This is a genomic window from Sphingomonas sp. H160509, from assembly GCF_024124765.2.
Taxonomy (GTDB): Bacteria; Pseudomonadota; Alphaproteobacteria; order Sphingomonadales; family Sphingomonadaceae; genus Sphingomonas.
Genome location: NZ_JAMXSR020000002.1, coordinates 3,132,966 through 3,146,055 on the forward strand (window position 1 = coordinate 3,132,966; position 13,090 = coordinate 3,146,055).

The following is a 13,090-nucleotide window of genomic DNA, read 5'->3' on the forward strand; positions in this document are numbered from 1 at the left end:
ACGCGTCAGGCGGCGACGAGTGCCGCTTCGGTCTCCGCGATCCAGCCGCCGCCGAGGACGCGCTCGCCCGCATACAGCACCGCCGCCTGACCCGGTGCGACGCCGTATTCCGGCGCATCGAACACCACGCGGTCGCCGACCAGGCGGGCGGGGACGGGCTTGGCCATCGATCGCACCTTGGCCGTCAGCGGCCCGGTGAAATCGCCACCCAGCCAGTTGATGTCGGTCATCCGCGCCGCCTCGACCGCGAGCGCGCGACGGGGGCCGACGACGACCCGCTTGGTCTCAGGCTCGACTCGCACGACGTAGAGCGGCTCGGGACTGCCCCCGATCTCCAGCCCGCGGCGCTGGCCGACGGTGAAGTGGATCAGCCCGCGATGCTCGCCGAGTTTCGTGCCGCCGAGGTCGACGATGTCGCCCGCCGTTTCCGCCGCCTCGGGGCGTAGTTTCTTGACCAGGCCCGCGTAGTCGCCGTCCGGGACGAAGCAGATGTCCTGGCTGTCAGGTTTGGCTGCAACGCCGAGCCCGAGTTCCGCCGCGATCTCGCGGACGCGCGCCTTGGGTAGGCCGCCGAGCGGAAAGCGCAGGTAATCGAGCTGCGCCTGCGTGGTCGCGAACAGGAAATAGCTCTGGTCGCGGGCGGGATCGGCGCCGCGGTGGAGTTCGGCACCGTGCGCGCCTTCGACCCGGCGGACATAATGGCCGGTCGCCAGGCAATCCGCACCGAGATCGCGCGCGAGCTTCAGCAGGTCGGTGAACTTTGGCCCCATGTTGCACTGGACGCACGGGATCGGCGTGCGACCGGCGAGATACTCGTCGGCGAACTTGTCGACGACTTGCTCACGGAAGCTGGTTTCGTGATCGAACACGTAATGCGCGATCCCCAGCCGGTCGCAGACCGCGCGGGCGTCGCGGATATCGCGGCCGGCGCAGCACGAGCCTGCGCGGCCGATCGCCTCGCCGTGATCGTAGAGCTGGAGCGTCACGCCGATGGTCTCGGCGCCGGTGGCATGCGCGAGCGCGGCGACGACCGAACTGTCGACCCCGCCCGACATCGCCACGACGATGCGCTTTCCGGCCATGCCCGTATCGGCGCTGGCCCCGAGCTGAAAATCGGTCTGATCCATGCGGCGCTACATAAGCGCGGAGGCACCGCGTTGCAAAAGATGCGTCGGTTAACCTCGATCAGGTCAAAGCGAGTGAAAAATGCGACCGGCGAACGGCCCGATGCAACAAATCGGCCACTGCGTGGCGGGTGTTTTACGCAGTCTTCATCCCCTTGGCCTAGACAGGGGCTTCCGAGAATGAAGCGAGTGACCCGTTGGACCTGAGTTTTCCCCGTTTCGATCGCGACGCAGAGGTCACCGTTCTTCCGGGTGACCTGGCCGTCCTGATCGTCGGTATCGCCGCCCGACAGGCAGCGAGCCCGACAGCGGCGGTGCAGGCGGGATTTGCTCGCGCCACGATCGATCCGAAGTTGTTCGCGCCGCTCCACGGTGCGTTCAACGGGCCGATGGCCGCGGCGTTGACCCGTTGGAAGGAGGAATGAAGATGCTGTTTACCGCGGCGTTTCAGCCGATCTTCAAGACCTGCGATTACAGGTCGTGTGTGCGTATCGAGAGGGGGCCCCCGCCCCGACCAGAGGTTTCAAATGATCGAGAACCAGAAAATCCGTCCCGGCAAGGTCATCGGGCCATTGGGCGAGCAGCTGACGCTGGACAGCCTGCCACCGCCCAGCACCACGCGCTGGGTCGTGCGGCGCAAGGCCGAAGTCGTCGCTGCCGTGAATGGCGGGCTGCTGAGTGTCGACGATGTCTGTGCGCGCTACGGCCTGACGGTCGAGGAGTTCGCCGGATGGCAGCGGGCGATCGATCGGTCGGGAATGCCCGGACTGCGCGTGACGCGGATCCAGCACTATAAGTCGTTGTACGAGCGCCAACAAAAGTATTGAGGAGCAAAACTCAAAACGCGAGCGGAACAAAAAACGCCGTTCGCACGTCTTTCCGCCATCGCCCGGATACGGGTTCAACGGAGGGAAAATATCATGGGTCTCATTCTTTGGCTGATCATCGGCGGCGTCATCGGCTGGATCGCTAGCATGATCATGCGCACCGACGCGCAGCAGGGCATCTTCCTGAACATCATCGTCGGCATCGTCGGCGCGTTCATCGGTGGCCTGATCCTGTCGGGTGGCTCGATCAACAACGCACCGCTCACGCTGACCTCGTTCATCGTGTCGCTGCTGGGCGCCATCGTCCTGCTCGCGATCGTGAACCTCGTGCGTCGCGGTAGCGTCCGCTAAGAGTTCGCTTCGTCACGCGAAGTTGAAGAAGGGCCGTCCGGGCAACCGGGCGGCCCTTTTTTCGTGCGTGCGATTATTTGCTGGACCCGCCGCCGGCCTTTGTATCCTCCCCCGCCAGGGAGAGGTAGCGCCGAAGGTGACGGAGGGGGGAGGGCACGAAACAGCCGTATCGCTTACCTCCCCCTCCGTCTGGCAAATGCCAGCCACCTCCCCCTGGCGGGGGAGGATTGTGGAGAGGGTCAGTTCAGCAGGAAGCGTACTGACAGCGTGACCGTCACGTCCTTCTCGCCGGGTGCGATCTGCGTGCTGTCCTTGGCCATCGCCGCACGCGCCATGAACATCGGTTGTGCCGGACCACCCGTATCCTGGCCCGATTCCGCGATCGAGACGATCCGCGACACGCGCAGCCCCGCCGCCTTGGCATACAGATCCGCGCGGCGCTTGGCCTGCGCGATCGCGTCGGTCCGTGCCTCGTCCAGCGCGGCGTCGGGCTTGTCGATCGTCAGGTTCGGCCCGTCGATCTGGTTCGCGCCCTGCGCCACCAGCGCGTCGAGGATCATCCCAGACTTGGCGACGTCGCGGAAGCGGATCGAGACGGTGTTGGTCGCCTGATACCCCGTGATCACCGGCGGCTGGTTGTCCGCGTAGCGATATTGCGGCGACAGCTGGACGTTCGAAGTGGCGACGTCGCGCGGTGCGACGCCCGCCCGCTTGAGCGCGTCCAGCACCTTGGCCATCCGCTGCGCATTGTCGGTGAGCGCCGCGGCGGCAGTCGGCGACTGAGACACGACCCCGGCGCGAATCGTCGCGAGATCGGGCACGCGTGTCGTGCGACCCTCGGCGGTCACGTCCAGCACGGTTCCCGCGGCGGGCACCATCGGCTCGACCGTGGTCGGCGCGGCCTGGGCATTGGCAGCGGCGGGAAGAATCGCGGTGGCGCTCGCTAGGATGGTCAGGAACGATGCGGTCTTCATGATGGTGTCTCCCGTTGAACTGTCCGTGCGTGTCGCGCCGATCGGTTCAACACAAGCTGAACGACGCACAAACTCTTCGAAGCGCGCAAACTCCGCGAACCTCATTGCGAATAGATCGAAATCGAAGCATGTCTGCATCCTGCGCTCGTCGAGGGGCTTGAGCACGGTGACTTATTCATATAACACAGCCGGTGAATGGCGAAGCGGGTCGAGACAAGACCGGTCGAAATTGGGATTGTGACGCGCATGAACTACGAGACGAAGACCGTCGGCCAGATTGACGGTGGCGAGACCGAAGACCAGCTCGTGCTCCCCGATTACACCGCACCGTCGCACCGCCGCCGCAACATCATCATCGCGGTCGTCGTCGTGCTGGCGATCGTCGCCGCCGTCTTCGCGTTCAAGGGCGGCAAGAAGGACGCCGCCGCCGGTCCGGTCGTCGAACAGGTGCCGACCGTCTCGGTCATGGTACCGGGGCGCAAGACCGTCGATCGCACGATTTCCGCGACCGGCACGATCGCCGCGCGGCGCGAAATGCCCGTGGGCGTCGCGGGCGAGGGCGGGATGATCACGCGCGTGCTGGTCGAGCCGGGCCAGTGGGTCGCCGCAGGTCAGGTGCTCGCGACGGTCGATCGTTCGGTCCAGACCGAGACCGCCGCCTCGCTCGCCGCTTCGGTCAGCGTCGCCCGCTCCGACGAAACGATCGCGCAGGCCGAACTCGATCGCGCCAAGCAGCTCGTCGATCGCGGCTTCATCTCGAAGGCCGATCTCCAGCGCAAGGCTGCGACCCGCGACGCCGCCGCCGCGCGCGTGAAGGTGGCGCAGGCCACGCTCGGCGAGGCACGTGCGCGCAACGGTCGGCTCGATATTCGCGCGCCCGCCGCCGGCCTCGTGCTGACGCGCGGCGTCGAATCGGGCCAGGTCGTCGGCGCGGGTACCGGCGTGCTATTCCGCATGGCCGCGGACGGCCAGATGGAAATGCGCGCGCAGTTGAGCGAAGCTGATCTCGCCGGGCTCCATGCTGGCGCGCGTGCGACCGTCGTTCCGGTCGGCACGACTCAGGGCTTCCCGGGCCAGGTGTGGCAGGTCTCGCCGGTGATCGACCCCCAGAGCCGCCAGGGCATCGCGCGAATTGCGGTCAAGTACGACCCTGCGCTGCGGCCGGGTGGTTTCGCCGCGGCGACGATCGTCGGCGGTGCGACCCAGGCACCGTTGCTCCCCGATTCGGCGCTGCAGAGCGACGAGAAGGGCAGCTTCGTCTATATCATCGGCGCCGATAACAAGGCCGTTCGCCGCGATATCAAGATCGGTCAGGTCTCCGATGCGGGCGTGACGATTCTCAGCGGACTCGATGGAACCGAGCGAGTAGTGTTGTCTGCAGGCGGGTTCCTGGCGCCCGGGCAGAAGGTGAAGCCGGTCACGAAGAAAGCGAGCTGAGCTCATGAACTTTCGCAACATCTCGGCCTGGGCGATCCGCAACCCGGTGCCGCCGATCGTGCTGTTCATCGCGCTGACCCTGGCGGGCATCGTCAGCTTCATGCGGATGGACGTGAACAACGATCCGGACATCGATTTCCCGATCGCGATCGTCGTCATCAACCAGCCGGGTGCCGCGCCGACCGAACTCGAGACGCAGGTCACGCAGCGCGTCGAGGCGGCAGTTCGATCGCTCCAGGGCATCGACGAGATCACCTCGACCGTCACCGAGGGCCAGTCGCAGACCGTCGTCCAGCTCAGCATCGGTACGCCGATCGACCGCGCCGTCACCGACGTCCGCGACGCGATCGCGCAGATCCGCAGCGACCTGCCCGAGGGTATCCTCGAGCCGCAGGTGTTCCGCGCGAACACCACCGACAACGATCTCGCCAGCTATTCCGTGATCGCCAAGGACATGACGGTCGAACAGCTCAGCTGGTACATCGACAACAACGTTGCGAAGGAATTGCTGTCGGTCCCGGGCATGGCCGCGGTCAACCGCAACGGCGGCGTCAGTCGCGAAATCCGCATCATCCTCGATCCGCTCAAGCTGCAAAGCCAGGGGCTGACCGCGAGCCAGGTCAACGCCCAGCTCCGCCAGGTCAATCTGAACGCGGCGGGTGGCCGTGCCGAGATCGCCGGGTCCGAACAGTCGGTCCGCGTGCTCGGCAACGCGAAGGACGCGGTCGCACTCGCGCAGACCCAGATCAGCGTTGGCAACGGCCGTACGGTACGGCTGGCTGACATCGCACAGGTTCGCGATCTCTACGCCGAACAGCGCAGCCGTGCCGCGATCGACGGCCGCCAGACGATCAGCTTCGATTTCCAGCGTTCCAAGGGATCGTCCGACGTCACCGTCTTCAACGAGGCGGTGAAGAAGCTCGCGGCGATGGAAAAGCGCAATCCGAACGTGCATTTCGTGCTGCGCTCGAACAGCGTCAAATACACCGAGATGCAGTATGAGAGCGCGATCCACGCGATGATCGAGGGCGCGGTGCTCGCGGTGATCGTGGTGTTCCTGTTCCTGCGCGACTGGCGTGCGACGGTGATCTCGTCGCTCGCGATCCCGCTGTCGGCGATCCCGGCCTTCTGGTTCATGGACCTGCTCGGCTTCAACCTGAACCAGATGACGCTGCTCGCGCTCAGCCTCGTCGCGGGCGTGCTGGTCGACGACGCGATCGTCGAGATCGAGAACATCGTCCGCCACATGCGGATGGGCAAGTCCGCCTATCAGGCCTCGATCGACGCCGCCGACGAGATCGGTCTCGCCGTGCTGGCGACGACGATGGCGATCGTCGCGGTGTTCCTGCCGGTCGGCCTGATGCCGGGTATCTCGGGGCAGTTCTTCAAGAATTTCGGCCTGACGGTGGTCGCCTCGGTGCTGATGAGCCTTGCGGTCGCGCGTCTCGTCACGCCGATGCTCGCGGCGTATTTCCTGAAGTCCGCCGGCCCCGCCGTGCACGGCGAGGGCGTCCTGATGGACGGCTATATGGCAACGCTGAAGTGGACGCTGGAGACCGGCAAGGCGAAGGCCTCGGCCGCCCGTGGCGGCTTCCACCGCTTGACCAGCCGCTTCCGCGATCACCGCTTCTGGGTGCTCGGGCTCGGCCTGTTCGCGTTCCTCATGACGATCGTGATGTTCGCGGTCCTGCCGATGACGTTCCAGCCGGCGCAGGACAACGACACGTCGATGGCGGTGATCGACATGGTGCCGGGCACGACGCTGGCGCAGACCGAAGCCGTGGTGACCAAGGTCGCGGCGCTGATCGGATCGCAGCCCGACGTCCAGTCCGTCTACGCGCGCAGCGGCGCCAACGGTTCGGTCAATGCCGGCCGGGTCACCGCGACACTGAAAGACGACCGCAGGATGAAGAGCACGGAGTTCGAGCGCAGCCTCGCACCCCAGCTTGCGGCGATCCCCGATGCGCGCGTCTCGTTCCGGTCGCAGAATGGCTGGGGCGGCAGCACGCGCGACATGAGCGTGACGCTGGGTGGCGACGATCCCAAGCTGCTCGATGCGACCGCGCAGAAGATCGTGACCGAGATGTCGCGCCTGCCGACGCTGGTCGCGCCGCGTGTCGCCGGCAACATGCAGCGCCCGGAAATCGTTATCAAGCCGCGCTTCGATCTCGCCGCAAATCTCGGCGTGACGACGCAGGCGCTGTCATCAGCGATCCGAATCGCGACGCTCGGCGACATCGACCAGAACTCGGCGCGGTTCTCGTTGTCCGATCGCCAGATCCCGATCCGCGTGGCACTCGACCAAGGCGCGCGTAGCGAGCTTTCGACGATCCAGAACCTGCCGGTCTCGACCGCCTCGGGTGGCTCTGTGCCGCTAAACCTGGTCGCCGAGATCACGCTCGGCTCGGGCCCGACCAAGATCGACCGCGTCAATCAACAACGTCAGCTGACGATCGGCGCCGATCTCGCGCCCGGTATCGTCTCGGGCGTCGCGCAGAAGCAGATCGACGCGCTGCCGACGATGGCGAACCTGCCCACTGGCGTGAACAAACTCGTGCTCGGACAGTCCAAGTTCCAGGCCGAGATGATCAACAACTTCATCCTGGCGGTGATCGCGGGGACGTTCCTGGTGTTCGCGGTGCTGGTGCTGCTGTATCGTCGCGCGCTGCCGCCGTTCGTCAACATGGGGTCGCTGTTGCTGGCGCCGCTGGGCGGGTTGATCGCGCTGTGGGCGACGGGCAACCCGGTATCGATGCCGGTGTTCATCGGTATCCTGATGCTGCTCGGCATCGTCGCGAAGAACTCGATCCTGCTGATCGACTTCGCGCTGGAGGAGATGGGCAAGGGCGTCGATGTCTGGACCGCGGTGGTCGATGCCGGGCACAAGCGCGCGCAGCCGATCGTGATGACCACGGTGGCGATGGTCGCGGGCATGATCCCGACCGCGCTGTCGCTCGGCGGCGACGGATCGTGGCGCGCACCGATGGGCATCGTCGTGATCGGCGGGCTCGTCCTGTCGACCATCCTGACGCTGTTGATCGTCCCCGCGGCGTTCAGCCTCGCGGTCGGGATCGAGCGGTACATCGGCCCACGCCTCGGCCGCAGCCTGCTCACCTATCGCCCCGGCGACGACGGCAGCGAAGTCATCGGGCTCGCCGGACCGTCGGGGCCACGGCTCGGACCGGCAACCCCCAAGCTCGGCGATGGCACACAGCCAGCCGAGTGACGCCATCGCGCCCCTCGTGTTGAGCGACGTCGGAGTTCCGCGTGATGGCGGGGCGTCGTCGAATGCGGCACGAACGGCGCCTGCACGGGCCGTGGGGTCGAGCATGGGTCGGTTGAGTGCGGGCCGGTCGAGCATGGGCCAATCGAGCGCGGGCGGGTCAGAAGCATCGCGCGTCTGCCTGGCGTCGAGGAATACGGCACGAAGGTCACCAGCGCGAGCCGTCTGGTCGAGCACGGGCGAATCACACACGCGGCGGTTGAGCGTGGACCGGTCAGGCCGGTATCGGTCGGGAGCCGGGTGGCAGTCGAGCACGGACCGCTCGGGACCCAGCCAATCACGCGCGGGGGGTGGCCAAATTCCACCAGCCGAGCGCACCTGAATCGAGCGCTCGCCGGGCGAAAGCCGGATCGTCGGCGGCGGTCGTGAACTATCCCCGCGCTGGGGGATTGTTTCGGGCATGACAGTTTCAATCCGCACGCGCCCGGCGAGCGAAGCAACGCCGCCCGCCCTCGTCCGCATGCGGATCGTCGCGACCGGGCTGCTCGTGTTCATGGCCGCGACGTTCTTCGTCAGCCGCGCGCTCGTCCCCGTCCACCCCGCCTTCGCGTTCGTCCGCGCGTTCGCCGAGGCGGCGATGGTCGGCGGCCTCGCGGACTGGTTCGCGGTGACCGCGCTGTTCCGCCATCCGCTCGGCCTGCCGATCCCGCACACAGCCATCGTGCCGCGCAACAAAGACCGGATCGGCGACACGCTCGCGCAGTTCCTCCGCGCGAATTTCCTGATCCCCGTCGTCATCGCCAGGCGAACCCGCCGGCTCGACGTGGCGGGCGCGATCGCCCGCTGGCTGACCGATCCACCCGAGGGGGCAGGGGGGCGCTTTCGCCAAGGCGCGTCGAAGCTGGTCGCTCAGGTGCTGGAAGGGCTCGATCCGGCGCGGCTCGGCGGGATGGTCAAGGCCGGGATCGGCGCCCGCCTGCGCGCGACGGAGGTGTCGCCGATCCTAGGCCAGTTGCTGAAGGCCGCGATCGCCGAGCGCCGCCACGCGCCGTTGCTCGAAAGCGCGATCCGCTGGGCGGCCAAGACGCTGGCCGCGAACGACCACCTCGTCCGCGCGATGGTCCACGACAAGGCCGGCTCGATCCTGCGCTGGACCGGGCTCGACACGACGGTCGCGGACAAGCTCATCAGCGGCTTCGACAAGCTGCTCGCGGAGATGGCGGAGGACCCCGAGCATCCGCTGCGCTTGAAGGCGGAGGAGGGGCTCGATCGGCTCGCCTGGGACCTGCAATATGACCGCCGGATGCGCGAGCGCGTCGAGACGATAAAGAATGACCTGCTCGATAATCCGGCGATGCAGCGCTGGCTCGACGGGCTGTGGGAGCAGGCGCGCGGCGCGCTTCTGGCGATCGCGCGCGACCCCGAGCGGGCGATGGCGGGCAAGCTCGGCGACATCCTGCGCCAACTCGGCGAGACGTTGCAGCACGATCCGCGCATGTCGCGGACGATCAACCGGTTCGTGCGGCGCGCGGCGGTCGGCGCGGCGGCGGACTATGGCGACGGGATCGTCAAGCTGGTCTCGGAAACGGTCCGCAGCTGGGACGCCGACACGATCACCCGCCGCCTGGAAAACGCCGTCGGCCGCGACCTGCAATATATCCGCGTGAACGGGACGATCGTCGGCGGGCTGGTCGGCCTGGTGATCCACAGCGTCGATGTGCTGCTGTGACGGGGAAGGGCGTGTGATCAGTTTGATCTCACGCGGGAGGCAGCATTACCACCCGGTAGGGTGCGGCTGTCTGGGTGAAGTAAGACCTAGAGAGGTCCGCTCTGAAACATATCGAGATGGGACGGCCTGTCGACATCGAATGTCTGAGTTGAGAAGGATAGCGGACGGTCCGCTTCGGAGATGAAAGCATAGAAAATTGACAGTGAAGCGCTAAGCTGTCCGTTATGTATACTGTCAGACATGAGCGCTCTTATCCGCCAATTTGGCGCATAATCGCGGCCTTTTTCATTGTTCCCGGTGTCGCGGCATTGGTGATGGCCATCTTGATGCCAGCCTATGACGGGATCAGCGATCCACTAGAGAGGATTTGGCGCAGCGCCCTAGTGTTCGCCGTTGTCGGAGCATATCCGGCGACTGTGATCCTAGGCGTACCGGCGTTCTTTATCCTGCGCCAACGTTTTGAGGCTACATTGCTCAATTGCTCCCCTAACCGGGGCTGTCGTGGCCGCCTTGCCGTGGCTCATCCTTTCGTTACTGAGCCCACTCGACAGCGCCAGCATCGGTGGGCGCGCCACCATATTGCACGGATCGTTGACCCCATATGGGTGGCTCACCAACCTAACCTCCATCGGCCAAATTGCGCTTTTTGGCGCAGCCGGTGGGATGCTGTTTTGGCTCATCGCTGCCGCTGGCTGGAAAAATCGATAAGGTTGACTTGTAAAGGTGAGACCGGACGCAGTTGATGTCCGCTATTGGGATCGGCAAACCAAACCAGCAACGTCCGGTTTTGGGCGTAGGCGGACGTCAGGTCGGAACGGGCTTCCCGTCAATGTCGACCTCATAATCGCTGCCCTCGACCCAAAAGCGGATCATCCCGGCATGATACTCTGTGTAGGACGTGTCTTCTCGATCAACGTGCGGACTGTAGTGGATGGCGAACCTCGCGCCTGCCGGGATCGGCTCGACCGCCCCCCACGGTTCCACCATAAATTCAATCGCTCCATCAGTTTCGTTCGAGAAGCGCACTGTGACCATGAACGTGGTCTAAGGCTTGATCGAACGTCCGCAAGTGGGCGATAGCGAAATGGCCGAAATGGGAAGGATAGCCGCCGTTCGCTGTTAGGCTTTTCCATTCCACCACAGGCGGAGCCGTTCGGAACCAAGTAAGCTGGCGAAACCGTATCCAAAACTAAGGGCAACAGGGACCAGCACACTCTCGGGAAACCCGGTAGCAGCTTGAACGGCGAAGGCGAGCAATGCCCCGAGGACGAAAGCAATTATCCAGCGCATAGGCACAGCCTAGAGCGGTAAGCGAAGGTCTGCAATTGGGGCGTTAGCTGTCCTTCTCGCGTTCCATGTCGATCAACAAGTCAGCGAGCTGTATCCGGCGTGCTGGCGCATACGCCGGGTCCTTTGCTCGGATGTCATCGTCGTCAGCCCAATAGCTCAGGCCATGCCACGCTTTACGCTCAATCCCTCGCAACGCTGCAGGATCGGCGCTGGCAGCGTCAAGCTCGTCGTTCGTCACGTCGCCGCCATCGATAACACGCCGAAGGGATTTGATTAGGAAGGTGCGGGCATCGGTCATGCCCCAGGAAGCTGCCCTAACGCATACGCTTTAGCAATGTCCGCTGTTAGCGTCGGGAACCAAGCCAGCGACGTCCGGCTTTGGGCGGTTCAAGCCGACGCCGAACCGAACACCGACTGGTGCCAATACATTCCCGGTGTGGCGAACCAATCCGCATTCCCCGGCGCTTTGAACGCGGCAAGCTGGCGCATGTCGATGGCATAACGTTGGTGGAAAGCGAGCAGTTCGCGAAGGTCCTCGTCATTCGGGTGGCGGGCAAGTCGGATGTGCAGTCCATCGCCGCGGCCTTCATAGCCTAAAACAACTTCCATCCGGTCGAGCCATGCAAAGAATAGAGCCTCGTCGTTCTGGTGGAAGTAGCGAACGCGGTTGGCGGTAAGGGTTGAGGGTTCGGCCATGTCCCTCCGTCCCACGGTTGCAGACTATTAAGCAATGACCGGTTTCGGGTATCGGCAGATTGGGCCTCAATGACGTAGTTTGGGCGAAAGCGGAATGGCCGCTTTGGAGCGGCAGTAGCCTTCGGATCGATCGCGACGAAGTTGCCGGGACGATCGAGATCATCTTATCGGCTATAACTTCGTTCGGCGACATTCCCATATGGCCAAACCTGGCAGGACAGAGTGAGCGGCGACCATCAATTGTAATAGCAAAGTCGCGAGGCGTATCACCCTGCATCGATGCGACCGCAGACCGGGGCGGGTTAGGGACCTGTAGCCACACATCCCTCGTCTGCTTGCCTTCAGATGAAAGCGCGAAGTACGAACCTTCCAGTTCCACATGCCAAATTCCCGTCAAGCGTTGGGACGGTCCAAACGGGAAGCATATAGTGTGGCCGACATATCGGTCCTTCCCTTAGATCACCCCCGTAGCATCGCTGCACGATAAGTTTTGGGTCGCGCGCCTCGACACAGCTTGCGAGGCGAGGGACGGCCTGATGACAGGAAGCCAGAGTAAGCAGGTATGTGAGTGCGATCCACCTCATGTTTTTGAGACTGGCGGACATTGGGAATGTCCGCAACTGGGCGATAGTTACGGACCAAACTAGTTAACTGGGCACTTGTCGCGCAACGAAGCTACCGTTCCCAATCCGGCATTGGCCAGCCCTTAGCCTTCGCCAACAGCCGCAGCGGCCCATGCGCATTCACCGCGAAGGGTTCGTCGGCCCACTCGAAGGTCGGTGCATCGGATACATGGTCGGAATAGAAGCGGACGTGCGCGCCGTCTCGGGCGATGCCTTCGCGGTCCATCCAGGCCTGGATCATCCGCAGTTTTGCCGGGCCGTAGCAATTCTCGCCTTCGATGCCGGCGAGCAGGACGCCGTCGCGGTCGCGCAGGCTCTCGGTGCCGATCACCGCGTCGAAGCCCAGTCGCCGCGCGATCGCCTCGACGTAGAACCGGTATGACGCGGTCGCCATGACCAGCCGGTAGCCGGCGGCGCGGTCGGCCTCGATCTGCGCACGGGCGCTGGTGAAGACGCCGTCGCGCATGACGCGGTCGGCGAAGGCTTCGGCTGCCCGGCGTTCTTCGGCCGGCGTCATGCGCTTGCCGAGCATCATCCGCTGCATCAGGTATTTGAGCCGGCCGCGGCTGATCAGCTTGCCGACATAGCCGAGTGCTGCGACTCCGGCGAACGGGACCAGCGCCAGCCGCCACGGTGCGCCGCCTTTCTTCGCGGTGTGGAGCAGGAACGGCGTCCAGGTCGGTGCGTGCGTGATCGTCTTGTCCATGTCGTAGATCGCGAGACGGACGGACGGGGAGGCGGAGGGCTTTTCGATCATCGTCGTCGCTTACGCCGCATTCATCTTGCCGATCCAGTCACTTTGCCGCAAAGGTGCCC

The 13,090-nt window shown here is 64.8% G+C and carries 12 protein-coding genes; 6 read left to right on the forward strand and 6 right to left on the reverse strand.

The genetic code is table 11. The features are described from left to right. Positions 1-5: 5 nt before the first annotated feature. Complete coding sequence (gene mnmA, locus NHF48_RS17215; protein ID WP_253071796.1) at positions 6-1,127, reverse strand: tRNA 2-thiouridine(34) synthase MnmA; 1,122 nt, start codon at positions 1,125-1,127, stop codon at positions 6-8. 194 nt (positions 1,128-1,321) lie between these two features. Between mnmA and NHF48_RS17220 the strand changes: the two genes are divergently transcribed. The 3 genes from NHF48_RS17220 to NHF48_RS17230 all read left to right on the forward strand — a co-directional run bounded on the left by NHF48_RS17220 (position 1,322) and on the right by NHF48_RS17230 (position 2,302). Then, complete coding sequence (locus NHF48_RS17220; RefSeq protein ID WP_056061089.1) at positions 1,322-1,549, forward strand: hypothetical protein; 228 nt, start codon at positions 1,322-1,324, stop codon at positions 1,547-1,549. A gap of 102 nt (positions 1,550-1,651) precedes the next feature. Further along, positions 1,652-1,951, forward strand: a complete 300-nt coding sequence (gene sciP, locus NHF48_RS17225) for a CtrA inhibitor SciP (RefSeq protein WP_056061087.1) — start codon at positions 1,652-1,654, stop codon at positions 1,949-1,951. A 93-nt stretch (positions 1,952-2,044) separates the two neighbouring features. Next, complete coding sequence (locus NHF48_RS17230) at positions 2,045-2,302, forward strand: GlsB/YeaQ/YmgE family stress response membrane protein (RefSeq protein WP_056484797.1); 258 nt, start codon at positions 2,045-2,047, stop codon at positions 2,300-2,302. 239 nt (positions 2,303-2,541) lie between these two features. On the opposite strand, the gene NHF48_RS17235 is transcribed toward NHF48_RS17230, so the two are convergent. Beyond that, entirely contained in the window at positions 2,542-3,276 is a 735-nt protein-coding gene (locus NHF48_RS17235; RefSeq protein WP_253071797.1) for an SIMPL domain-containing protein, read from the reverse strand. Between the two features lie 246 nt (positions 3,277-3,522). Between NHF48_RS17235 and NHF48_RS17240 the strand changes: the two genes are divergently transcribed. From NHF48_RS17240 to NHF48_RS17250, 3 genes are all read left to right on the forward strand, one after another. Then, positions 3,523-4,713, forward strand: a complete 1,191-nt coding sequence (locus NHF48_RS17240; RefSeq protein ID WP_253071798.1) for an efflux RND transporter periplasmic adaptor subunit — start codon at positions 3,523-3,525, stop codon at positions 4,711-4,713. A 4-nt stretch (positions 4,714-4,717) separates the two neighbouring features. Further along, positions 4,718-7,939, forward strand: a complete 3,222-nt coding sequence (locus NHF48_RS17245; protein WP_253071799.1) for an efflux RND transporter permease subunit — start codon at positions 4,718-4,720, stop codon at positions 7,937-7,939. A 457-nt stretch (positions 7,940-8,396) separates the two neighbouring features. Then, positions 8,397-9,665 carry a DUF445 domain-containing protein gene (locus tag NHF48_RS17250; protein WP_253071800.1) on the forward strand — a complete coding sequence of 423 codons (1,269 nt, stop codon included), beginning with the start codon at positions 8,397-8,399 and terminating at the stop codon, positions 9,663-9,665. Between the two features lie 804 nt (positions 9,666-10,469). Here the strand turns inward: NHF48_RS17250 and NHF48_RS17255 are convergent. The 4 genes from NHF48_RS17255 to NHF48_RS17270 form a co-directional block, all read right to left on the reverse strand. Further along, positions 10,470-10,700, reverse strand: a complete 231-nt coding sequence (locus NHF48_RS17255) for a hypothetical protein (RefSeq protein WP_263816918.1) — start codon at positions 10,698-10,700, stop codon at positions 10,470-10,472. Between the two features lie 298 nt (positions 10,701-10,998). Then, positions 10,999-11,253 carry a hypothetical protein gene (locus NHF48_RS17260; RefSeq protein WP_253071802.1) on the reverse strand — a complete coding sequence of 85 codons (255 nt, stop codon included), beginning with the start codon at positions 11,251-11,253 and terminating at the stop codon, positions 10,999-11,001. Positions 11,254-11,342: 89 nt separating this feature from the next. Next, positions 11,343-11,651: a hypothetical protein gene (locus tag NHF48_RS17265; RefSeq protein ID WP_253071803.1), complete on the reverse strand. Its 309-nt coding sequence runs from the start codon at positions 11,649-11,651 to the stop codon at positions 11,343-11,345. A 675-nt stretch (positions 11,652-12,326) separates the two neighbouring features. Next, on the reverse strand, positions 12,327-13,031 hold the full coding sequence (locus NHF48_RS17270) for an HAD family hydrolase (RefSeq protein WP_253071804.1): 705 nt from the start codon (positions 13,029-13,031) through the stop codon (positions 12,327-12,329). Positions 13,032-13,090 lie beyond the last annotated feature (59 nt).